This window comes from Microbacterium sp. K36, assembly GCF_004794355.1.
GTDB classification, from domain to species: Bacteria; Actinomycetota; Actinomycetes; order Actinomycetales; family Microbacteriaceae; genus Microbacterium; species Microbacterium paraoxydans_D.
The window spans coordinates 19,506-42,337 of the sequence record NZ_SSDN01000087.1; the positions used below are offsets into that span (position 1 = coordinate 19,506).

Here is a 22,832-nt window from a genome sequence, read left to right on the forward strand (position 1 = left end):
TCCCTATGCCAGCCACCGCAGCAGCCCCCGTCACCATCGCTCCTGAGCAGGCCTCCTGGTTCGCCGAGACGTTCTCGATCCTGACCGGCAACATCGAGCAGGCGATCCTCGGCAAGCGCCACGTCGTCGAGCTCGTGCTCGCCACCGCCGTCAGCGGAGGCCACGTCCTCCTGGAGGACTACCCGGGGACGGGCAAGACGGCGCTCGCCCGCGCCGTCGCCCAGACGGTCAACGGGACCAGCAGCCGTATCCAGTTCACGCCCGACCTCCTTCCGGGCGATGTGACCGGCATCACCGTCTACGACCAGAAGGAGGGCACGTTCGAGTTCCACGCGGGGCCCGTCTTCGCGAATATCGTGCTCGCCGACGAGATCAACAGGGCGAGCCCGAAGACCCAGTCCGCGCTGCTGGAGGTCATGGAGGAGGGCACGGTCACGGTCGACGGCGTCACCCGGTCCGTCGGCTCGCCGTTCCTCGTGATGGCGACGCAGAACCCCATCGAGCAGGGCGGCACCTACCGGCTCCCGGAGGCGCAGCTCGACCGCTTCATGATCAAGACCTCGATCGGCTACCCCGACGAGGCCGCGACGATGCGCATCCTGCAGGGCGCCGGTCGGCCGAAGACGGTGCTCGACGGCATCGTCGACACCGACACGATCCTGACGATGGCGGAGATGTCGCGCGGGGTCTACGTGAACCCGCTGGTGTCGGACTACATCATGCGCATCGTCGACGCCACGCGGCGGGCGTCCGAGGTCCGTCTCGGCGCCAGTGTGCGCGGTGCCCTGGCGCTGTCGCGCCTGGTGATGACGTGGGCGGCGAAGAACGGGCGCACGTTCGTGACGCCCGACGACGTGCGCGAGCTCGCTGTCGTCGCCCTCGCGCACCGTCTCGTGCTCGAACCGGAGGCCGAGTTCGACGGGGTGACGGCCGTGGCCGTGGTCGGACAGATCCTCCTCGACGTCGAGCCCCCGCGCGAGAACGGCACTGCGTGACCTTCAGCACCGAATCCCGCCTGACGCGGACGACCGCCGGCACGAGCACGTCGACGCGGACGTCCACCGTCACGCGTTACGACCGCACGCGCCGCGGTCCCGTGCGCGGCGCGGTCTTCGGCGCGCGTCGGGTGGTCCGCTCCGTGGGGCGCGCGAGCAGGGCCACGGTCGGCTGGGTCCGTGAGACGGTCACCACGGCGGGCATGCTCGTCGCCGTGGCCGTGGTGCTCGGCGTGCTCGCCGGGCTGCTGTTCGGCTGGGTGGAGGCCTGGGCGGTCGCCACGATCGCGCTCGTGCTGCTGGCGGCCTGCGTGCCGTTCATCCTCGGCGCCCATGACTACCGGATCGATCTCGTGCTCGACCGCGACCGCGTCGTCGCGGGAGCCGAGATCGGTGCGACGCTCGACGTCCGCAACAACGGCGACCGCCTCTCGCTCCCCGGCGTCGTGGACGTGCCGGTGGGGGAGGGCCTCGTCGAGGCGCATGTGCCCCTGCTCCGACCGGGTGCGCACCACCGCGAAGAGCTGACGATCGCCGCGCACCGCCGCGGCGTCATCGACGTCGGCCCCATGACCATCACCCGCGGCGACCCGATCGGCATCCTCCGCCGCGAACTCCGCTGGCCGGACGTGCAGCGCATCCATGTGCACCCGGTGACCGTGCGGCTCCCCAGCACCAGTGCGGGCCTGATCCGCGACCTCGAGGGCACGCCGAGCACGACTCTGGTGGATGCCGACCTCTCCTTCCATGCCGTGCGCGAGTACGTCGTCGGCGACTCGCCGCGCCACATCCACTGGAAGTCGACGGCGAAGACGGGCACCCTCATGGTGCGGCAGTACGAGGAGTCCCGGCACGCGCGCATCGCCGTCATCCTCGACCTCGACCCCGAGTCCTACGCGAGCGACGACGAGTTCGAGAACACGGTCAGCGCCGCCGCGTCCCTGGCGCTGCAGGGCGTGCGGGACGGCAGGGACGTGCTGTTCTCGGTGAGCAACGAGATCCCGGAGCACGGCCGTGCGGAGGTGCTGTCGATCCGTACTCTGCCGACGGTGACCCCCAAAGCGCTTCTCGACGCGACCTCCACGATCGATCAGACGGCACGGGTGATGCGGCTCGAGGCCGTCACCGCTCTCACGGCGCAGTCGTACCCCGACCTCTCGATCGGATTCCTGCTCACCGGTTCCCTCCTGCCGATCGAGCGTCTGCGCCACGCGGCGGTGAAGCTCCCGGCAGCCGTGGAGGCGGTCGCGGTGCGCAGTGAACTCGGCGCGCAGCCGACGATGCGGACGGCCAGGGAGCTCGCGGTGATGACCCTCGGTGCCCTCGGCGACCTCCCGCAGATGCTCGCCCGCGGAGCCCTGCGATGAACGCGGCCGGGCCGAAGCGCGGACGCGCGGGATCACGACGGGGCTCCCCGCCCTCGGCCCTCACCCTCTGGTCGCTGGGGTACGTCCTGGTCGGCGTGCTCCTCGCCACGGCAGCCGCCTGGCCGGTCTACGAGTCGTCCCGAGCCCTCGCGGTGGGGATCATCGGCGGCCTCCTCGGCATGGCCGTCGCCGTCGTCACGCGTGTCCTGCGCTGGGGCACTCTGCTCGGGGCGCTCGCCGCCGTCGGGGTGTACCTGGTGGTCGCGGTGCCGCTCGCCATCCCGTCCGCTCTCACCTCTGTTCCCGCATTCCTCGGCGGCGTGCGGGATGCGGTGCTCGGAGTCGTGCTGGGCTGGAAGCAGATGCTCACTCTGAACCCGCCGCTGGGGGAGTATCAGGCGGTCCTCATCCCCTTCCTCGTGGTGATGCTGTTCGGGGCGTTCCTCGCCACGCTCTTCGTCTGGAGCGGAGGCAAGCGGGCGGTGGCCGCGGTCCCCGTGGTCGTGGCCATGAGCGTCTTCGGCGTCGCCTTCGGTGTGAGCGGCACGTCCTCCGCGGTCTCGGTGGCCGGCGTCGAGCTTCCCGCGCCGCGGGAATGGCTGGTCGGGGTGGCGGTCTTCGTGGTGTCCCTGGTGTGGCTCGTCGGCCGTACCCGCCTGCAGCGCGCCGCAGCGCTGCGGACCGTGGCCGCGGCCAACATCTCCCGGCGGGCGACCCCCGTCTGGCTCACCGCCCGTCGGCATCTGCTCGCCGGGGCGCTGGCGGTCGTCGCCCTGGGGGCCGGCTTCGCGATCACCCCGGCGGCGGCCGGCTGGTCCGACCGCTCGGTGCTGCGCGACGAGATCGAGCCGCAGGTCGTGGTGCAGGAGCAGCCGAGTACGCTCAGCTCCTACCGCTCCTGGTTCTCCGGCGACACGCTGGACACTCCGGTGGTCGAGCTGGAGGGCGACCCCGGCGCCGTGGAACGCCTGCGCCTGGTCACCCTGGACGCCTATGACGGCGAGGACTTCCACATCGACGCCGATGACCGCTTCAGCCGCCTGCCGCGCTCCGCGCTCCCCGGCTCCGGCCGGGTGACGATGGAGATCACGATCGGCGAGGCCTACCGAGGTATCTGGGTGCCGTCGCCCGCCGGTCTCGCGGAGGCACCTGCGTTCTCCGGCGAGCGTGCGGACGCGCTCGCCGACGGGTTCCATGTGGACGACGACGGTGACACCGCCATCACGATCGCGGAGGCGCCCGGCGGCGGGGAGGGCCTCGTGCCCGGTGATCGCTACTCGGTGCTGGTCGATGCGCCCGGTGCACCGGACGAGGTGACTGCGCTCCAGGGCGGCCGGTCGACCCTCGATGCCGATCGATACCCCGCGCTGGTCGAATGGGCGGAGATGCAGGAGCAGCCGCGCACCGGTGCCGGGTACCTCGAAGTGGTCGACCGTCTCCGATCCCGGGGCTACCTGAGCCACGCGCTGCTCGAGGACGCCGCTGCCACGGGGTGGATCGCGGCTCTCCAGGAGTCCGAGGGGTACTCGTTCGCTCCCAGCTATGCCGGTCACTCCGCCGCCCGCATCGAGGAGCTGTTCACCGAGCTCACCGAGCAGGAACGTCGGGCGGGTCCCGACGCCGACCCGGAGCTGCTGGTGGCGGCGGTCGGCGACGACGAGCAGTTCTCCGTGGCCGCGGCCCTCCTCGCGCAGCACTGGGGCCTGGAATCCCGTGTGGTGATGGGGGCGCGACTCGCCGCGGCCGAAGAGGTCCCGGGGATCCCGGCGTGCACCGACGTGTGCACCGGCGCGAACATGAGCGCCTGGGTCGAGGTGCGCGCCTCAGGCGGCGAGTGGATCCCCGTCGACGCGACGCCGCAGTATGCCATGCTGCCGAGCGCCATCACCGAAGGTGAGCAGCTCCCGGATCACCCCACGGTTCCGGAGCAGCCGCGGTCCGAGGCTCTGGATCCTCCGCAGGCGCAGAGCGACGCGAACAACGATGCGCCTCCGCTGGAGGAGCCCGCATCGGAGGTCCTCGCCATCCTGCTGCCGATCCTCCGTGGAGTGGGTCTCGGGCTTCTCGCGCTGCTGCTGCTCGTTCTGCCGTTCCTCGTGCTCGTGGGCGCGAAGAGCCGGCGCGCGCATGCGCGGCGCACGGCCGCAGACCCCGAGGTGCGTCTGGCCGGAGCCTGGGAGGAGCTCGCCGACGTGTACGCCGACCATGACGTGCCCATGGATGCGCAGGGCACGAGGATGCAGCGCGCGCAGACGAGCGGTCGCGTGGCGGCACAGCGGCTGGCTGCTCTGGCCGACCGGGCTGTCTTCGCCGAGCACCCGCCCACTTCCGACGATGCGACGGCCGCCTGGGCGATCGTGGATGCGGAGCGGGCGGAACTGGCGAAGGCGGGGACCCGATGGCAGCGTCTTCGGACCCGGGTGCGGCCGACGTCTTTCGTCGCCAGGACGCGCTCCCTGCGCCTCCCCGGCTTCGGTGCGCGACCCGCGCTCGGTACGCTCGGATGGACCGGTTCACTGGATGACCGGAAGAAGGGGGACTCATGACCGCGCCCGCGGACTCCGGTCTGGCCACGATGCTCGTCATCATCGTCGGACTCGGGCTGCTCGTCGGCCTGGCCGTCTACGTCTGGTACGCCCTCGCGCTGTCGCGCCTGTTCCCCCGCATCGACGGGGAAGGCTGGAAGGGCTGGGTGCCCGTCCTCAACGAGGCCGAGATCCTCGCGCGAGGGGGAGTGCCTGCCTGGTCGGTGGTGTTCTACTTCATCCCGCTCGTGCAGCTCTACGGCATCTACCTCAAGGTCGTCGCCACCCATCGCATCAACCGGCGCTTCGGGCGGGGCGCCGGCATGACCGTGCTCGCCATCCTCCTGCCGCCGGTGTGGGCGACCGTGCTCGCGTGGGGTCCGGCGCCCTATCCCGAGGGGGATCGTCTCGCGGCCCTCCAGCCGGGTCCGCGGCGCAGCGCCCCGCCTTCCGCGGCTCCCGCGCGCGACGCGTCGGGGTACACGATCCCCTCCCTCGCCCCCGCGGGCAACGGATCGCCGGAGGCGCCGTCGCTGATCTTCCCGGACTACGCCGCGCCGCCCGCGGTCGCTTCTGCCGCGAGTGCCCCGCCGACCACAGGTGCACCGCAGGGCGAGCCCGCGGCACCGAGGTCGTTCGCTCCACCGGCCTTCGCTCCGCCTGCCGCGCCGCCGGCTCCGTCGTCCTCGACGCCGGCTCCGTCGTTCGCACCACCGGCGCCGCCTCCGTCGTTCGCACCACCGGCGCCGCCCGCGCCGTCTCCCGCGGCTGCTCCCGTTCCGCCGGCTGCCTCGATTCCGCCTGCTGCGCCGGTTCTGCCTGCGGCGCCCGTGCTTCCGCCCGCGGCCGCTCCGGCACCACCCTCCCCGGCCGCTCCGGCACCACCGTCCCCGGCCGCACAGCCGACGCCCTCCACTCCCGCGCAGCCGACGACCGGGATCATGGCTGCGATGGGCGACGTACCGCCGGCCGCCCCGCAGCCCGCGCCGGCCCCCGCTCCCTCCGTGGACTCTTCGCCGAGCGAGGAACCCGCTGCCCCCGCGCCGGCTCCGGAGGCGAACCGTGTCGTCCGACCCGTGCCGCCCTCGTTCCGCGACGGCGGCCAGCCCGAGGCCCCGCCGATGCCCATGATCCGCCCGGTTCCGTCTGCGACCGATGCCCCCGCAGCAGGGCAGAGCGCGCCGGTACCTGCTCCCGCTGCGCCCGAAGGCCTGGTCGCCGATGTCGACAAGACCGTGGTGACGCCGCGCCCGACCGACGACGACCTCGACGCCACGGTGGTCGTCGCCCGCAAGCGCGGCGTGCGGCGGGTCCTCGTGCTGGACGACGGCCGCCGGTTCTCGCTGTCCGGCGCGAGCGTCGTGATCGGCCGGAACCCCACGGGGGAGCCGGGCGAGCAACGGCTGGCCATCCCGGACACCACCCGTACGCTCTCGAAGACCCACGCTCGTCTGGTGGTGCAGGAGGACGAGTGGCGTCTGACCGACCTGCACGCCACCAATGGCGTCGTGGTGGTCGGGGACGACGGCTCGGAGACGCTCCTGGATGCCGGGGAGAGCGTGGTCGGCACCGGCCGCTTCATCCTGGGAGAAGTGGGCATGCATGTCGTCGCGGAGCGCGATTCGTGACCGTGGAATCCGTCGTCCTCCGGGTGGCCGCGCTGACCGACACCGGGCTCACGCGGACGGCCAACGAGGACGCGGTCCTCGACGCGCGCCCGGTGTTCCTCGTCGCCGACGGCATGGGTGGGCACGACGCCGGTGATCGCGCCAGCGCGGCCGTCGTCGCCGCCTTCGAGCCGCTGCGCGGACTGCCGGTCGATGTCTGCGACATCAGCGACGCCCTGAGTCGAGCCGCAGCCGTGGTCGAGGACATCGCCGCAGCGCACAAGCGCGGGGCGGGCAGCACCGTGACGGGTGTCGCGCTCGTGGAGCACGAGGGGGCGCCGCACTGGCTCGTCTTCAACGTCGGGGACTCCCGGGTCTATCGGCACCACGGCACCGAGCTGGTGCAGCTCACGATCGACCACTCCCTCGGACAGGAGCTCGTCGATGCCGGCGAGCTCCGCCCCGAAGACCTGGCCTCGTTCTCGCGCCGCAACGTCATCACCCGCGCGGTCGGGGCCCCGGACAGCACGGCGGACAGCTGGCTGCTCCCCGTCGTCGACGGCGAGCGGCTCCTGCTGTGCTCCGACGGGCTGACCGGCGAGGTGAGCGATGAGGCCATCCGCGCGACGCTGACCATGAACGGTCGCCCGGAGACCGCGGCGGCGGCCCTCGTCCGCCGCGCGCTGCAGGGCGGAGGACGAGACAACGTCTCCGTCCTGGTGATCGACGTCGTCTCCGGCGGCGCACGCACGCGTCCCGACGACGCCACGGGCGGACGGGCCGCCGTGTCCGCCGTCACCGATTCGATGCTCGAGGGCACGACGGTCCCGGTGCGGGCGCGATGAGCGACGACGAGGCCGAGGAGACCGTCATCCTGACGCGGCGGGACCGCCGGCGTGCCGGAGCGGCGTCCGATGCGGCGCCTCCGGTCGCGGAGGTCGCGTCCGACGACGCAGACGACGCCATCGATGACGCCACCGTGGTCGTCGACCGCTCCGCGCCTTCGGTGGTCGACGCCCCCGACGACGCCACTGTGGTCGTCGATCGGTCCGCCCCTCCGGCGGCCGACGCCCCCGAGGACGCCACCGTGGCGGTCGCGCGTCCGGCTCGCCGCCTGCGGCGGAAGAAGGGTGCCGCCGCAGGGGGCGACGGCACCGCACCCCAGGCCGCCGGACCGCGGTTCCGCGTCGACTCCTTCGCCGCCCCGGACGGCGCGCCGGCTCCCGCGATCTACAAACCCCGTCCGGCTCCGCGCACTCCCGTCGCTCCGCCCGTCGTCGTCGGGGCGGCCGCGCCCACACGGGTGGTGGAGCCCGGGCTGCCGTCCGTCGCCAAGCAGGCGCAGCGGTGGAGCATCGTCACCCTCGCCGCGACCGTCGGGGCGGGCGTCGTGTCGGTCGTCGGTCTCGTCGCGCTCGGCTTCGTCGTCTTCGCCTGACGACGCGCCCTACGCTCTCTCAGGCCTCGGACTCGGGGCGGTCGAGGAGGCCGCCCTGTCGTTCGACCTCGACCGCCCCGTCGGCGGGGGTCTCCCGGCGTCGCCGGAGGACGATGAGGATGCCGAGGACTCCGAGCAGGCTCGCCCCGGCGATCGCGGCGATGAGGGCCACCTCGCGGGTGAGGACGAACGGCGGCACCCCGTGGTCGGGCTCGACGCTCACGACCGGGGGCCGCACCGCGCTCTCCGCGGTGTCGAAGAAGGGGCTGACCGGCCCGCGGGTGGTGGGGTCGGGGAGGAGCTGGATGGCGGCGGACGGCCGGATGAAGCCCCAGCCGTCGACGTCGTCGCGGTTGTCGGCATCCGCGCGGAGCGCCGTGGCCGTCAGGCGATACGCCCACCCCGCCGGAGGATCGTCCGGGTGCGCCTGGGCGACCAGCGCCGCCGCGGCACTCACATAGCCGGTCGCGTAGCTCGATGCCGGGGCATCGGAGGCGAACAGGCAGTCGCCGCCGCCCGTCGCCGCAGTGAGCACGTTCGCGCCCGGGGCCGTGACTCCGACCTGCGGGCCGTGGATCGAGCTATCGGTCGCGCGGCCGTTCGCATCGGCCGCGCTGACGCCGAGCGCCTGTTCGTAGGCGGCGGGATACCGGGCTCCGTCTTCGGCCTCGGGGTCGGAAACCCTGTTGCCGCCGCTGGCGACGACGAGCGCTCCGACGGCAGCCGCGTGCTCCACCGCGCCCCGCAGTTCCGGGGAGTCCGTCGCCTGCGACGAGGAAACATTGATGATGTCGGCTCCGTTGTCGGCCGCCCAGTTGATGCCTTCGGCGAGACGCTGGGCGCTCGGGCCCCACCCCTTGTCGACGTCCTGCGGCGAATCGCTGCGGAACGCGCGCACCGACAGCAGGCGCGCCTCGGGGGCGAGCCCCACCACGCCGGAGCCGGAGACGGGCTGCGCCGCGATCTGTCCGGCGATGGCCGTGCCGTGCCCGGTCAGGTCGCTCAGGCCATCAGCGCGTTCCCCGTCGCCGACGAGGTTCACACCGCCGACGACGACGCCGGCGAGGTGCGGGTTGCCGGCGTCGATCCCGGAGTCGACGACCGCCACGACGACGCCCTTCCCGGTGGCGAGACGGTTCGCATCCTCCGCCCCGAGGGCCGCGAGCGCCGACGGCGCCTCGGGAGCGAACACCACGGTTCCGGGCTCGCAGGCGCCGGTCGCCATCGACACGATCGTCGTGGGAGCGGTCGGCGCGGCCACCGCGGCGGCCGGCGTCCCCCACACGGCAGCACCCACCACGAGGGTGGCGAGAGCAGCGCGGCGGCGCATCACTCGTCCCCGGAGCCGGGCGACTCTCTCGCGGCCTTGGCGGTCAGCGCCGGCCCGGCGGCGAAGAAGTCGATCCACGCGCTCGGCACCCGCCCGACGTCGCCGGGGGTGTAACCGAGCTGGGCGAGCGGTCCGCTGGCGGCGTCCTCCGCCGACTCGTCCGGCACGGCGCCCGGGATGGCGTAGGCGGTGCCGGACTCGTCGACGAGCACGGCCATACCCACCGCCTCGTCCGACGGGCCGCTCGTCTGCACGAGGGCCCCGCCGCCGACGGTGACGGCGACACGGTCGCGGTCCTCCGGCAGCTCGGTGCTCGTGGACCCGAGGACGGTGCGGGCGTCGTCGCCCAGGACCGCGCACGGGGTCTCGCCGGAAGCGAGCGGCGTCAGCGGAAGCGTGGGCCAGTCGTCGCCACCGGCGTTCGGCACGGTGGGAACGTCGGCCACCTCCGCCGGCGACACCTCTTCCTCCTCCGCGCCGGCCTCCTGCGCGCTGCCGAGCAGGTAGAGCTGGTACGCGAGCGGGCTGAGGCGCGCGAGCTCCCCGGTCGCGAGCGCCACATAGCGCTCGTCCGCGGGGCTGCCCTGCACGTGCACGATCGTGCCCGCCGTCAAGTCGGTCCCCGGCACGCGGGCGCCGACGGCGTTCAGACGGATCGGCTCGAGGTCGGCGCCGCTCTCGAAGAGGTTGAGCCAGCGTCCGTCGACCTCGATGACGTCGCTGGTGCCGAGGCCGACCGCCCGCAGCACCGCGTTGGCGTCGTCGGCGGGGACGGCGTAGCGGAGGCCGTCGGCGATCACGAAGAGCTCGTCGCCGCGCTGCACCACGGCGCCGGTGCCCGTCGACGGCTCCGCGATCGGCGCCCCTGACAGCGAGACGGCGGTCCCGGCAGAGTCGTCGACGCACGCGGTCCATGCCGTGTTGATGAGGGCGCTCGGGGTGGGCAGATCGTCGGGGGCGCCGAGGATGCCGATCGAACCGCCGACCGGGATGCCGTCGAGGGCGGCCTGATCCGTGCGCACGACCTTGAACTCGCCGGCGGGGATGAGCAGGCGGGCGCTGGCGGTGTTGATGACGGGGTACAGCGTCCCCTCGACCGAGACGTAGCGGGCGCCCGTGTCGGTGGCGACGATGAGGCGGTTGTTCTGCCAGTCGCCGGGGAGTCCCGGCTGCATGATGCCCCAGAACACGCCGACGAGGATCACGCCGACGGTGAGGGCGATGCCTGCGATGACGGCGCGCAGCGGCTTGGCGGGTTCGAGCTCCTTGCCGCCGGGGGCGCCGCCGGTGAAGGCGGAGAGGAGACGTCGTCGGCTGAAGCCCTGGGCCTCGATCAGGTCCTTCTTGGTCGCCATCGGTCAGACGAGCCCCGCCGTGATGACCCCGAGCGGGAGCAGGAGGGCGAGCGCGACGACCTCGACCGTGTCGCCGAGCCGTGTGAGGCGGAGGCGGGCCTTCGGCGTGAGCAGCGTGAGCCCGATGAGCACCACCGTGGCGACCACGAGGATGAGCAGCATCCAGGTGCGCACGTCGGGGAGGGCGAGCGCGACGGTCACACCGGTCGCGGCGAGGCCGATCGCCCCGATCGCCATCAGCACGAGCACCCCGAGGCGCGCGTGCATCTGCCGCGACTGGAACATCATGCCGACGAAGGCGAGCACGCACAGCACGGCGCCCGTGACGCCGCTGGCGGCGACGAGCGGGGTCGCGATGAGGGCGGCGAGGCCAAGGGCGGCGCGCAGAGCGATCAAGGTGCGGGTGCCGGCCGCGGCGCGACGCTTCACCTCTTCGGCATCGATGGGCTGCGGCGCGGAGAACATGTCGGCGTCGCTCTGCGGCGAGATCACCCGGATGCGGGTGGAGCTCAGAGCCAGCCAGGGGATGCCGTTCGCGAGCAGCGCCGTGGTCGCGAGCATCAGCGCGTACGAGGCGAGCGGATCGCCGAAGACCGCGGCCGCCGTGGCCGTGATCCCGATCGAGGCGCCGAGGGCGATGGGCACGAGGTGGATCTCGGGCTTGTCCTGGGTGACGGCCAGGCTGAGGCCCCCGACGACGACGAGTCCGAGCCCGAGAGCCGCGAGGGGCCAGCCCCAGATGCTCTGCGCGGGGACCGCGAGGTAGCCCGCGAGCCCGCCGTACGCCGCGGCGGTGAGTCCGAGCGCATGACCGGCCTCGGGCTGCCGTAGCCGCATCAGCACCGCGGCGGCGACGCTGAGCACGACCGCGCCCGATCCCGCGATGATCGCCGGGAGCAGAGACGTCGGCGGCGTCGCGACGAGGAGCACGGCGCACAGGGCGAGGAAGGTGAGGCTGACGAAGAGGGCGGTGCGGGAGCTGTCCGCAGGCGTCCAGGAGTTGTGCTGCTCCGCGGTCGCGTCGATCACGGCTTCCACGACGTCGTCGTAGATGCGCGGCTCGCGCATGAGCCCGCCGCGCACCAGGGTCAGCAGCTCGCCGTCGTGCACGCCCTGGGCCGCAGCACCGCGAGCGGGGTCGAGCGGTGTGCCGTCCGCCCGCTGCAGCGCGTATCCGCCGTGCGTGAGGGTCGGGTCGAGCACGCCGAGACTGCGGGCGAAGCCGGGGATGATCTCGACCAGAGGGACCTGCGACGGCACCCCCACGTCGAGCCTGCGGTCGTCGCTGACCACGGAGATCCGCAGCACGGTTCCTGCCACGGTGCCGCTCTGGCTCATATCGGTGGTGTCCCCCCACGTGTGCGATGCTCTCCCGCCGCAGGCGCTGCGGGGGTCCGGCCCGGACTCACTCTAGTTGACAGGCCAGATCCTATCCGTTGCGCACGCGCGGGCTGCGGCTGAGGCAGCTCGTGCGTGATCCAGGCCATTCATCGATCGAACGTAGAAATTTCGATACGGATCTGTCCAGGCCGTTGGAAATGGGCGCCGACCTGCCTTAGCCTATGTGCGGAAACAGATTGGTCGGGGGTTGTTCCGAAGTCGTCCCGTATCGGGAAGGCGCTCCCCCGCGTGTGTCCTCATGGGGACCGGAGGGAGTGAGTAATGGCTGATGTCATCTCCGCAGAAGAGGGGGCTCTGCGTCGCGGAGCCCAGGCCGTGCGGGAGACGAAGTCCGGGATCGATCAGCAGACCAAGAAGGTCCGCGGTGAGATCGAGCAGCTGCGCGGGTTCTGGACGGGTGCGGCTGCCGCATCGTTCACCACGCTGATGTCGCGGTGGGACGAGCAGGCTCGTCAGCTCAACGAGGTCCTCGTGACGCTCGAGGATGCCCTCGCCGGCACCGAGCGCGACCAGGCCGCGACCGAAGAGTCCCACCAGCAGACCATCGCGGGCCTCGGCTCGATGATGGGCGCCTGAGCGCAGTCCGCAGAGATTTCAAGGAGAACATGATGCAGTCGATGTCCGTTCGCCCGGAGCAGGTCAATGCTCTCGCGGCGCAGATCCGCAGCGGGTCGCAGGGTATTCGTTCCGAGCTGGACCGCCTCGAGTCCGAGGTCGGCAAGCTGCGTGCGGCGTGGGATGGTGCCGCGCAGCAGGCCTACGACCAGGCGCAGGCCAAGTGGAACCGCTCGCTGAGCGAGATGCAGCAGCTGCTCACGCAGATCGCCGGGAAGACCGAGGAGATCTCGGGTCAGTACGTGCAGACCGATAAGTCGGCTGCGGGGCGCTTCGGCGCGTGAACCCGGGGCGCGGGTCTGACGCAGAGATGCGTCGGGCCCGCGCCGTCTGCTGTGCTTTTCGGTGAGACACCGGACGGTACAGCAGGCGTGACGGGATCGCCGGAGGAAAGAAGAGGGGGCGTCGATGACCATCGGAATCGACTTCGATCAGATCATGGCCGAGCTCAAGCGGCTGGCCCGTGAAGCAGCGGCTTTTCCTGCCGCGAACGAAGTCGCCGTGTCCGAGGGTGGCACGTCGAAGGCGACGGATGAGCTGCGGAACGCGGTGGCCTACGCGGCCGGTCGTCTGAGCGTGGCCACGCAGAATGCTGTGGACTCCTTGAACGAGACGCAGGAGACGATCCGTCAGGCCGTCATGATGATCGCGGAGCAGGACGCAGCCATCGCTGATGACTCGAAGCTGATCCTGTCGCTCCTCGACTCTGCCGTCGCGCAGAGCGACTCGGACACGAGCGCGGAGGCCGACTACTGATGCGACGCGGTGTGCTATCCGGCGCATCCCCTGCGGTCGCGTCGATCGTCGCGCTGGCGCTTCTCCTCCCTGCGTCCGCTCACGCAGCGACGCTGGAGTCGGGTCTGTGGTGGTTCGATCGCGGAAATGTGCAGGCAGCGCACGATGCGGGCTTCGACGGGACGGGTGTCACCGTCGCGGTCATCGACGGTCAGATCAATCCCGACATCGTCGGTCTCCGCGGCGCGGATCTCGAGGTGAAGGACTCCTACTGTCGCGACGCCGAGGGAGACCCGGTGCCGGCGACGTCGACCGATTATGTGGCGGCGTCGCATGCGACGCACGTCGTCTCGATGATCGCAGGGACCGGAGATGCGCCGGCAGGCGGCCTTCCCGTCACCGGGGCCGCGCCTGGTGCGAAGGTCCTCTACTACCCGGCGATCGTCACCGACGGGGTGTTCGATACCGCGATGGGGGAGAAGTTCGACGAGCAGTGTCTGCTCGAAGACGGCAGCACGGTCATGGCTGATGGGACAACCGGGGTGTCGCGTGCGATCGAGGATGCGGTCGAGGATGGCGCCGACATCATCTCCATCTCCCTCGAGGGCTTCGATCTGACCGACGCCCTCGCCAAGGCGGAGGCCGCCGGCGTGATCGTGGTGGCGGCTCTTCCGAACAACTCCGGAGTGGCCTCGCAGCCTGCGTCGGGCAACGGCGTCGTCGCAGTGCAGTCGTTCGGTGCCGATGGGAAGATCCAGAGCTCCACCACCATCGAGGGCGTGGGCGAGCCTTCGCCGAATCAGAGCGACGACGTGATCGTCGCTGCGCCGGGGATGGGTCTGCTCGGGCAGGGCAGCGAGAACTCCTGGGACGAGCAGGTCCTCCTCACCGGCACGTCGTATGCGACGCCGATCGCGGCGAGCTTCCTCGCCGTGGTGAAACAGAAGTACCCGGATGCCACCTCGGGTCAGCTGCTGCAGAGCCTCATCCGCAACACGGGCACCAAGGGCGAGCACGAGCCGGAGTGGAACGACAGCGTCGGCTATGGAGCGGTCTCGCTGACGGGGATGCTCGCTGTCGATCCGACGGCGTACCCGGATGTCAACCCGATCTTCGATGCAGAAGACCCGAACGCCCAGCCGTCCGCGGCCGACGTCCGCGCTGCAGCTGCTGCTGCGACGCCGGCGCCGACCGCCGACAGCGACGAGCCTGGCGAGACCTCGTCCACGCAGGACGCATTGGTGCCGCTGCTGGTCGGGGGCGGCATCCTGGTCGCTGTCCTTCTCGTGGGCGGCATCATTCTCGCGGTCGTGCTCACACGATCTTCACGACGACGGAACAACGAGCAAGGGGGAGCCCATGGCCGGTAAGCAGGCTGGTGGCGGTTACGAAGCGGAACTCAATCGCATCCGAGCTGTTGAGGACTGGCGCATCCCGAAGGCTCCTGCGCTTCAGAACGCGCTGCGGTCGTTGGACAGTGCGCTTGCTGCTGTGCTCGCATCGTCTGCCTGGGAGGGGAGCGCTGCTGAGAGCGCCAAGACGTCGCTGAACACCCTCCGTGCACGGTTCCGCAACGTGGAAGCGCACGTCTCACACATCACGCGGGTCATCGACACGGCGAACTCGATCCGCCGGGAGACCGCAGCGGCAGAACTCCCGAGCGCGCAGGTCGATTCCTTCTGGGCGAACGCCGCGCGCGTCGGCTCGGTGGTCGTCCACCCTGTGTTGGGGCCGCTGGCCGCCGACACCGCACTCGATGCCATCGGGAACTTCCTCGGCAACAAGCGGGAAGAAGAGGCCCGCAAGATCGTCGAGCGGGTCGAGGCGTCGCTCCAGGAGCCGGCCAAGGAACTCCGCGAGTCCTCCGCGCGGGTGGCGTCGCTCGACATGGACGTCACCGTGCCCGGCGGCACGGATGACCAGCCCGGCGGATCCGATCCCGGTGTGACGGCTCCACGGATCTCGTATCCGAGCGGCATCGGCGGCCCGTCCGGCTCCGCACCGGGCGTCGGAGGTGTGCCTCCTTCCGGCGCCGGTGTCGGCGAGTATCATCCCCCGGTCCCGACGAACCCTTCGGTGCCCTCGGTCCCCACCGGGCCGGGCGGCGGAGGATGGGTTCCAGAAGGTCCCGGCGATCGCCCGGGCGATGTGGGTATCGATGATCCCTCGATCGACTCTCCCGGCGGCGGCCTGCTTCCGGGCGGGCCCGGTGGCGGTCTTCCCGGCGGTCCCGGCGGTTCCGGTGGTCCCGGCGGCTCCGGCTCGCTTCCCGGCGGTGCCCTTCCGGGCGGCGTCTTCCCCGGCGGTGGTGGAGGACTCGGCGGCATCGTGGGCGGTGGCGCCGGTGCGGCGGCGATCGCAGCGAGCTCGAAGATCGCCGGCTTCGGCAGCATGGGCGGACTCGGCGGTGCGGGCCTGGGCCCGGGTGCCGGTGCCGGGCTCAAGGCCGGTGGCGGTCTCCTCGGCAACTCCGCCGTCGGCGGTGTCGGCGGCATCGGTGGAGCAGGCGGCCCTGGCGGTATGGCCGGTGCCGGCGGCGTCGGCGGGGCGGGTGCCGCAGGCACCGGGTCTTCCGGTGCGGCAGGAGCCGGTGGCCGACCGGGCATGGGCATGATGGGCGGCGCCGGTGGCGCCGACGAGGAGGAGAAGGCGAAGCGTTCGGGCCTCGGTGGTCCTATCGCGCCGAAGCTGGAGGACGACGAGGAAGCCGGCCCCCGCGCCAAGGGTGCTCGCGCCGGATCCCGCGACGAGCCCACCGACTGAATGACGCCGCTCCGGTTCGAGAAGGCGCGGTACGAGGGTCGACGCGGGGGCATCGTGAACACCGGGAATGCCGGCGGCGGTGCCCCGCGGCGAGAGTCGTGCGCAGTGGATAGGGTGCAGGTGTGTCAGTCGAGATCGTAGAGCGGCGTCGGATCGTCCTCCAGGGCGAAGACCGCCGCATCGACCTCTCCCTGCCGCTCGACGAGACCCTGGAGGACGCTCTCACCCTGAGCGGGATCCCCGACGCGGACCGGTTCGTCACGATCGGCCCCGGGGGGTACGAGATCCCCGGCGACACCGAGTGCGAAGACCTCGTCGACGGCGGCCTCTATGCGCTCATCGACCGTACGGCTCTGGCTCCGCAGGCGCGCCCGGCAGAGAAGGCGACGGGCCAGACGCGCGTCGACCACGGCGCACGGTGGTGGCTGCTGGCCGTGAGCGGGATGCTGCTCGTCGCGGTCTTCGCCCAGGGCACCGTCGATCCTCTGATCCGGCTGCTCGTCGCCCTCCTCGTCGCCGCAGGTGCGGTCGGCGGCGCCGTCGCCTGGGCGCGACGGGACTCCGCGGCGGGAGTGCGCGGCATCCTCGGGGTGCTCGCGCCCGTGCTGCTGTCGTTCGCGGCCGGCGCTCTCCTCATCCCGGCCGGGCTGGAGGACGCGTCGCACCTATCGACCGCCACCGGGTTCCTCGCGGCGGGTGTCACCACCGCGATCATCGCCGTCACGGCCAGGGCTCGGCCGATGCGCGCCGCGGCCGGGACGGCGACGGTGCTGCTCGTGGGCCTCGCCGCCGTCTGGGGCCTCGCCCTGCTGCTGCGGTGGGGGGAGGCGGAGGCCGCCGCCCTCTCGCTCGGCCTCGTGCCGCTGGGCCTGCGTGCCCTCCCGAGCAGCCTCGTCAACCTGCCCGAGGGCTACTTCATCGACTACAAGCACTTCATGACCAGCCGGTGGACCGTGCGCGGAGCCATCCCCGAGTCGGTCGGGCTGCTGCGTCCGGAGCGCATCACCGCCGTGGTCGACGATTCCTCCGCGCGCCTCATCGCGGGCACCGCCGTGCTGAGCATCGTGGCCGCGGCGACGGCTCCGGTCGCGTTCCTGCGGCCCTGGCCCGATGACGCGTTCGTGGTATCCGGCGGGATCGCCCTGCTCTGCTGCCTCGCGCTCGCCCTGCTGCTCACGCCCCGGCACACCACCTCCCGCCTCCTCCGATGGTTCCCCCGCGCCGCAGCCGCGGTGGTCTGCCTCGTCGCCGGCATCCAGGTCGCGGCGGCCCTCGGAAGCGGCTTCCACCTGCTCGGAGCGGCCCTGCTGTTCCTCGTCGGGTTGGCGGCGGTCGCCGTCGTCATCCCGGTGTCCAAGGGCGCGAAGTCGCTGGTGTGGTCGCGGGTCGGAGACGCGTTCGAATGGCTGGCCGTCGCGCTCGCCCTGCCGTCGGCCCTGCTGTACGCGAATGCGCTCTCCCTGGTTCGTGGAATGATGGCCGGATGAGCGGGAACGGCCCATCACAGCCCTGGCCGAGCGGGGGTCCGATCCCGCCGATGGCGCCCGGCGGAGACCGTCCAGGCGAGATCCCGGCGCTGCCGCCCGCGTTGATCGCGGCGCCTCCGGGTGTCGACGGAACGCCGCTGCGCCAGACGCCCGCGCCGCCCACGCCGATCGCCTCGTCGCGACGCACCGTCCCGCGGCCTGCCGAGGGGCTCGGCCCCGCCTTCCGCGGAGCCCCGGCGGGCACCGTCCAGCGGATCGCGGCCTTCACGCTCGACGCGGCCGCCGTGTTCCTCGCCTCCGCCGTCGTCCTCGTGCTGACGCAGAGCGTGCTGCTCGCCGGCCTCACCGTCTTCGAGCTGGCCCTGTTCCTCTGGGTGCTGGAGGCGCGGACCGGGCTCACCCTCGGCAACGCCGTGCTGCGCCTGCGCAGCGCCCGCGCCGACCGGCCGTGGTCGCCGGGGATCGGGCGCCAGTTCGTCCGCGGCATCATCACCGGTGCCGGCTTCCTCGTGGCTGTCGGCAGCTGGGTGGTCGTCGCCTCCAGCGCCTGGGATCGCGGCGGCAGACGGCAGTCCTGGGCCGACCGCGTCGCCGGCACCGTCGTGGTCGCCGTGCCCGCCAGGGCGGCCGTCGAGGCTCCGCCGGCTCCTGCCGCGGTGGAGGCCGCTCCGCTCGCTCCGCCGCAGGTCGTGCCGCTGGTGGCGTCGCCGTCCGTCGTGGACGAGGACTCCCAGCCCACCGACGCCCGCGCCGCCTCCCGCCGTACCGAGACCCCGGAACCGGCGGCACCCGGATCGGATCGGCCGCTCTTCACCGTCACCCCCGCCCCGGCGCCGCAGACGGGCGCCGAGGCTCCCGCGCCGGAGACCGGTGCGCTGCTGCTCATCTTCGACACGGGCCAGCGGGTGCAGCTCGCCCTCCCCGTGGCCGCGAACCTCGGGCGCGGCCCCGTCGCCAGCGCCCACGACGACCGCCTCATCGTCGTCACCGACCCCGACGCGTCGGTCTCCAAGACCCATCTGCGCATCGAGCACTCCCGCGGCCGCACCTGGGTCACCGACTTCGGTTCCACGAACGGCTCCGACGTCCGCAGCGACGACGGCCAGACGACCGAGCTGGTCGCCGGCGAGCGTGTGCTGCTCGACGACGCCGACCGTGTCCGCATGGGCAACCGCAGCTTCACCATCAGCCTCCTGCTGGGTACAGACAGCAGCGCCGGAGAGAGAGCATGACAGGACCCCGTCTCGCCCCGCCCCGTGTCCCTTCCGGGAGGCTCCCGGTCCAGGCCCCGCCGGAGCTGCAGCCGAACGACGGCGGCATCGGGATCCTCGGGTCGCTGCTGCCCATGCTGGGCAGCGTCGGCGCGATCGTCATGGTCACCATGTCGAACCAGTCCGTCACGGGTCTGCTCACCGGCGGCATGTTCCTGCTGTCCTCGCTCGGCTTCGTCGCCGTCAACGGCTGGCGGCAGCGCTCCCAGCGGCAGGCGGCCACGCTCGGTGCCCGTCGCGAGTACCTGGCGTACCTGACCGAGCTGCGGCAGACCGTCCGGGTCGCCGCCCGCCAGCAGCGCCGTTCCGCGAACTGGCACCTGCCGGCCCCGTCGACCCTGCCGTACCTCGCGGAGGAGCGCACCCGCGTCTGGGAGCGCGGCGTGAACGACCCCGACTTCCTGTCGGTCCGCGTGGGGGTCACCGATCAGCCGCTGTGCGTCACGCTCGAAGCCCCGGAGCTCCCGCCGCTGGCGCAGCTCGACCCCGTCGCCGCCTCGGCCGCGCACCGCTTCATGCTGACGCACGAGGTCCAGAAGAACCTCCCGCTCGGGGTCACCCTCCGTGACTACGCCCGCATCGAGATCACCGGCGACGAGGACGAGACGCGCGCGCTGGCGAGGGCCATGCTGCTGCACGCGGCCACCATGCACGACCCCGACGTGCTGCAGATCGTCATCGCCGCGGACACCGGCGTGCTCCCGCAGTGGGAGTGGGCCAAGTGGCTGCCGCACACGCACTCGCGCACCGTGCGGGACGGCCTCGGCGCCGCCCGCATGATCGGCTCGCAGCTGTCGGAGCTCGAGGACATGCTGCCGCCCGAGGTGCGCGAGCGCTCGCGCTTCGCCCGCGACGGCTCCGGACCGAAGACGCCGCACGTCGTCATCGTCACGGACGGCGCCACGACGTCGTTCAACGACGCCCTCGTCACCGGCGACGGCGTGCAGGGGGTGACCGTGATCGACCTCCCCTCCCGCTGGAGTGACCTCGACGACCCGAACGCCCTGCGCATCGCGTTCGAGACCGGCGGTGCGAGCACACGCGCCGAGCTCGTCAGCCTGCAGGTGCCCGCACGCCCGTTCGAGGCCGACGCGATCACCATCGTCGAGGCCGAGGCGACCGCTCGTCGGCTCATCGCCCTCTACTCGGGCGGCACGGCGATCGCGAGCAAGAAGAGCGCGACCGGCCAGGCCGAGCTCGTCGAGCTCCTCGGTCTTCCCGACGTGCGTGACCTCGACCTCGACGCCGCGTGGTCACCGCGACTGGAGCGCGACCGGCTCCGCGTGCCGATCGGTCAGACCGAGGACGGCAGCCCGCTCCTCCTCGACATCAAGGAATCGGCGCAGCAGGGTATGGGCCCGCACGGTCTCATCATCGGTGCCACCGGCTCCGGGAAGTCCGAGGTGCTCCGCACGCTCGTGCTGGCCCTCGCGATGACCCATTCGCCGGAACAGCTCAACTTCGTGCTCGTCGACTTCAAGGGTGGGGCGACGTTCGCCGGTATGGCCGACATGCCGCACGTCTCGGCGATCATCACGAACCTCGGTGAGGAGATCTCCCTCGTCGACCGCATGCAGGACGCGCTCCAGGGCGAGATGGTGCGCCGACAGGAGCTGCTGCGGGCCACCGGTCCGTTCGCCAACGTGGCCGACTACGAGAAGGCGCGTCGCGGCGGCCGCACCGACCTGGCGCCGCTGCCGGCCCTGCTCATCGTCGCCGACGAGTTCTCCGAGCTCCTGTCGGCGAAGCCGGAGTTCGTCGACACGTTCGTCAACATCGGCCGGCTCGGCCGCTCGCTGCAGGTGCACCTGCTGCTGTCCTCCCAGCGGCTGGAGGAGGGCAAGCTGCGCGGCCTCGACACGCACCTCTCGTACCGCATCGGTCTGCGGACGTTCTCGGCGGCCGAGTCCCGCACGGTCCTCGGCGTGGCGGACGCCTATCACCTGCCCACGCAGCCGGGCGCCGGCATCCTGAAGTCCGACACCGAGACGATGACGCAGTTCCGCGCCGCGTACGTGTCCGGACCGCCGCCGCGTCGGCGGCGGCGGGCGTCGTCCGGCGGCTCCGGACAGAGCACCGGCTCGACGGCGGTCGAGCTGTTCACCGCCGCGCCGGTGTGGCGGGCGGAGGCGCCGGTGGACGAGCCGGAGGTCGTGGTCGACGCCGAACCGGAGGAGAAGCGCAACACCTTCGAGATCGCGGTCGAGTCCATGAAGGGACGAGGCCCCGCGGCCCACCAGGTGTGGCTGCCGCCGCTGGTGACGCCGGCCACCCTCGACCAGCTCTTCGGCGACCTCGTCGAGGACCCGTCGCTCGGTCTCATCTCCCCGCGCTGGCGGGGTGCGGGGGCGCTCACGGTCCCGCTCGGCATCGTCGACGTGCCGCTGGAGCAGCGCCGCGAGAACCTCGCGGTCTCGCTCGGCGGCGCGGCCGGCCACATGGCGATCGTCGGAGCTCCGCTGAGCGGCAAGAGCACGCTCGCGCGGACGACGGTGGCCGCCCTGGCTCTCACCCACACGCCGCAGGAGGTGCAGTTCTTCGTCATCGACTTCGGCGGCGGCAGCTTCACCGGCCTGCAGGACTTCACGCACATCAGCGGCGTCGCGACCCGCTCCGAGCCGGACGTGGTCCGCCGCACGGTGGCCGAGGTCACCAGCCTGCTGAACGCCCGCGAGGTGTACTTCCGGCAGAACGGCATCGACTCCATCGACGCGTACCGCCAGCGCCGTGCGCAGGGTCTCACCGACGACGGCTACGGCGATATCTTCCTCATCGTCGACGGATGGGGCACGCTCCGCGCCGAGTTCGAGATGCTCGAGCCGCAGATCCAGGCGATCGCCGCCCGCGGTCTCACCTACGGCGTCCACGTCGTGATCACGGCGGCGCGCTGGATGGAGATCCGGGCGAACATCAAGGACCTCATCGGCACCCGCATCGAGCTGCGTCTGGGCGACCCGACCGACTCCGAGGTCAACCGCAAGGCGGCGGAGAACGTCACGGCCATCCCCGGCCGCGGCCTCAACGACCGCGGTCTGCAGATGCTCACGGCGCTGCCGCGTGTCGACGGCGTGGACGACGCATCGAGCCTGCCCGACGGGATCGACGACCTCGTGGCCCGCGTCGCGGCGGCGTGGCACGGACCGGCCGGACCCAAGCTGCGCCTGCTGCCCTCGCGCATCAGCCATGCCGATCTGCGCGCCGTCGCGGCCGCGCAGTCGCCGGACGGCGCGGAGCCCCGCGAACTCCTACTCGGCATCGACGAGGCGAACCTCGCCCCGTTCTCGATCGATCCGGTCGCCGAACCGCTGCTGTACCTGTACGGCGACGCGGACTCCGGCAAGTCGTCCATGCTCCGCGGCGTCGTGCACGAGATCACGCGCCTGTACGGGCCGACCGAGGCCAAGATCTTCGTCGTCGACTACCGTCGTGCCCTGCTGGGCGAGATCCCGCAGGAGTACCTCGGCGCGTACCTCACCTCGCACGAGATGACCGAGGGCGGGATGAGCGAGCTCGCGCAGTTCTTCCAGAGCCGCATCCCCGGACCCGATGTCACGCCCGACCAGCTTCGCAGCCGGTCGTGGTGGAAGGGCGCGGAAGGGTTCGTCCTCATCGACGACTACGACCTCGTGGCGACCTCGCAGGGCAACCCGGTCGCGGTCCTCGCGCCGCTGCTCGCGCAGGCGGCCGACCTCGGCCTTCACGTGATCCTCACCCGCCGCACCGGCGGGGCGAGCCGCGCCGCGTACGATCCGATCATCCAGCGCATGACCGACCTGGGCGCGACCGGCATCCTGCTCTCGGGCAGCCCCGAGGAGGGCCAGCTCATCGGCAAGGTGAAGGCCGTTCCCGCGATTCCGGGCCGGGCGCAGATCGTCAGCCGCGACCGGGGCCTCGTCTCCGCGCAGCTGCTGTGGGTGCCGCCGAGCTACGAGTGACAACCGAG

At 72.1% G+C, this 22,832-nt stretch carries 17 protein-coding genes; 14 read left to right on the forward strand and 3 right to left on the reverse strand.

Translation table 11 applies throughout. From position 1 onward, the window contains the following. Positions 1–5: 5 nt before the first annotated feature. Genes DW296_RS11640 through DW296_RS11665 form a run of 6 tightly spaced genes read left to right on the forward strand, consistent with a single transcriptional unit; the run spans position 6 to position 7,932 of the window. Positions 6–995 carry an AAA family ATPase gene (locus tag DW296_RS11640; RefSeq protein ID WP_060922371.1) on the forward strand — a complete coding sequence of 330 codons (990 nt, stop codon included), beginning with the start codon at positions 6–8 and terminating at the stop codon, positions 993–995. Then, positions 992–2,362 (forward strand): DUF58 domain-containing protein, encoded by a 1,371-nt coding sequence (locus tag DW296_RS11645; RefSeq protein WP_136052366.1) that lies wholly within the window; start codon positions 992–994, stop codon positions 2,360–2,362. Before DW296_RS11640 ends, DW296_RS11645 begins: the two co-directional genes overlap by 4 nt. Continuing rightward, positions 2,359–4,908 carry a transglutaminase domain-containing protein gene (locus tag DW296_RS11650; RefSeq protein ID WP_136052367.1) on the forward strand — a complete coding sequence of 850 codons (2,550 nt, stop codon included), beginning with the start codon at positions 2,359–2,361 and terminating at the stop codon, positions 4,906–4,908. Before DW296_RS11645 ends, DW296_RS11650 begins: the two co-directional genes overlap by 4 nt. Then, complete coding sequence (locus DW296_RS11655) at positions 4,905–6,515, forward strand: DUF5684 domain-containing protein (RefSeq protein WP_136052368.1); 1,611 nt, start codon at positions 4,905–4,907, stop codon at positions 6,513–6,515. The genes DW296_RS11650 and DW296_RS11655 overlap by 4 nt, the downstream gene beginning before the upstream one ends. After that, the gene (locus DW296_RS11660; protein ID WP_136052369.1) at positions 6,512–7,339 is read left to right on the forward strand and encodes a PP2C family protein-serine/threonine phosphatase; all 828 of its coding nucleotides are present in this window, start codon (positions 6,512–6,514) and stop codon (positions 7,337–7,339) included. Before DW296_RS11655 ends, DW296_RS11660 begins: the two co-directional genes overlap by 4 nt. Beyond that, positions 7,336–7,932 (forward strand): hypothetical protein, encoded by a 597-nt coding sequence (locus tag DW296_RS11665; RefSeq protein ID WP_136052370.1) that lies wholly within the window; start codon positions 7,336–7,338, stop codon positions 7,930–7,932. The genes DW296_RS11660 and DW296_RS11665 overlap by 4 nt, the downstream gene beginning before the upstream one ends. 19 nt (positions 7,933–7,951) lie before the next feature. On the opposite strand, the gene DW296_RS11670 is transcribed toward DW296_RS11665, so the two are convergent. The 3 genes from DW296_RS11670 to eccD are packed head-to-tail and all read right to left on the reverse strand — an operon-like array spanning position 7,952 to position 11,955. After that, positions 7,952–9,262 (reverse strand): S8 family serine peptidase, encoded by a 1,311-nt coding sequence (locus DW296_RS11670; protein ID WP_136052371.1) that lies wholly within the window; start codon positions 9,260–9,262, stop codon positions 7,952–7,954. Next, entirely contained in the window at positions 9,262–10,617 is a 1,356-nt protein-coding gene (eccB, locus tag DW296_RS11675; RefSeq protein WP_136052372.1) for a type VII secretion protein EccB, read from the reverse strand. Before eccB ends, DW296_RS11670 begins: the two co-directional genes overlap by 1 nt. Positions 10,618–10,620: 3 nt before the next feature. Then, positions 10,621–11,955, reverse strand: coding sequence for a type VII secretion integral membrane protein EccD (eccD, locus tag DW296_RS11680; protein WP_060923226.1), 1,335 nt, complete (start codon positions 11,953–11,955; stop codon positions 10,621–10,623). A gap of 324 nt (positions 11,956–12,279) precedes the next feature. Between eccD and DW296_RS11685 the strand changes: the two genes are divergently transcribed. The 8 genes from DW296_RS11685 to eccCa all read left to right on the forward strand — a co-directional run bounded on the left by DW296_RS11685 (position 12,280) and on the right by eccCa (position 22,824). Further along, complete coding sequence (locus DW296_RS11685) at positions 12,280–12,594, forward strand: WXG100 family type VII secretion target (protein ID WP_025104644.1); 315 nt, start codon at positions 12,280–12,282, stop codon at positions 12,592–12,594. A 41-nt stretch (positions 12,595–12,635) separates the two neighbouring features. After that, complete coding sequence (locus tag DW296_RS11690) at positions 12,636–12,917, forward strand: WXG100 family type VII secretion target (protein ID WP_136052373.1); 282 nt, start codon at positions 12,636–12,638, stop codon at positions 12,915–12,917. A gap of 124 nt (positions 12,918–13,041) precedes the next feature. Beyond that, a complete protein-coding gene (locus DW296_RS11695; RefSeq protein ID WP_025104642.1) occupies positions 13,042–13,389 on the forward strand; it encodes a hypothetical protein in 348 nt (115 codons plus the stop codon). 11 nt (positions 13,390–13,400) lie between these two features. Then, positions 13,401–14,738, forward strand: coding sequence for a S8 family peptidase (locus tag DW296_RS11700; protein WP_240743072.1), 1,338 nt, complete (start codon positions 13,401–13,403; stop codon positions 14,736–14,738). 121 nt (positions 14,739–14,859) lie between these two features. Further along, on the forward strand, positions 14,860–16,131 hold the full coding sequence (locus DW296_RS11705) for a hypothetical protein (RefSeq protein ID WP_136052375.1): 1,272 nt from the start codon (positions 14,860–14,862) through the stop codon (positions 16,129–16,131). Positions 16,132–16,253: 122 nt separating this feature from the next. Further along, positions 16,254–17,618, forward strand: a complete 1,365-nt coding sequence (locus DW296_RS11710) for a hypothetical protein (RefSeq protein WP_136052376.1) — start codon at positions 16,254–16,256, stop codon at positions 17,616–17,618. 50 nt (positions 17,619–17,668) lie between these two features. After that, positions 17,669–18,850, forward strand: coding sequence for an FHA domain-containing protein (locus tag DW296_RS11715; protein ID WP_168429032.1), 1,182 nt, complete (start codon positions 17,669–17,671; stop codon positions 18,848–18,850). Continuing rightward, the gene (gene eccCa / locus DW296_RS11720) at positions 18,847–22,824 is read left to right on the forward strand and encodes a type VII secretion protein EccCa (RefSeq protein ID WP_136052378.1); all 3,978 of its coding nucleotides are present in this window, start codon (positions 18,847–18,849) and stop codon (positions 22,822–22,824) included. Before DW296_RS11715 ends, eccCa begins: the two co-directional genes overlap by 4 nt. Positions 22,825–22,832 lie beyond the last annotated feature (8 nt).